Origin of the sequence: Cellulomonas sp. GbtcB1, assembly GCF_019091725.1 — a bacterium.
Taxonomy (GTDB): domain Bacteria; phylum Actinomycetota; class Actinomycetes; order Actinomycetales; family Cellulomonadaceae; genus Cellulomonas.
The window spans coordinates 1-233 of record NZ_JAGXJG010000611.1 but is presented as its reverse complement, the minus strand read 5'-3'; the positions used below and the strand labels follow the sequence as shown (position 1 = coordinate 233).

At 72.5% G+C, this 233-nt stretch carries 1 protein-coding gene; it reads right to left on the bottom strand.

What is annotated here, in order from left to right; genetic code table 11:
* Positions 1-233 (bottom strand): phosphoenolpyruvate carboxylase (locus KVT14_RS21540; RefSeq protein WP_217617403.1); only part of this gene is annotated, 233 nt, incomplete at both ends.

Here is a 233-nt window from a genome sequence, read left to right as displayed (position 1 = left end):
GGACGCGGTGGTGCTCCTCGGCGAGGTTCGCCAGGTGGAAGTAGCAGGTGAAGGCGCGGGCGGCCTGCTGGGCGCGCCCGATGGAGAAGGAGCCGACGAGCTCCTCCGCCTCCGTGTGCGCGGACAGGTCCTGCTCGTCGTGCGCGCGGATGGTCAGCGCGCGGACGCGCTCCACGACGTCGAACAGGTCGTCGCCGCCGGACTCGCAGATGACGCGGCCGAGGAACTCGCCG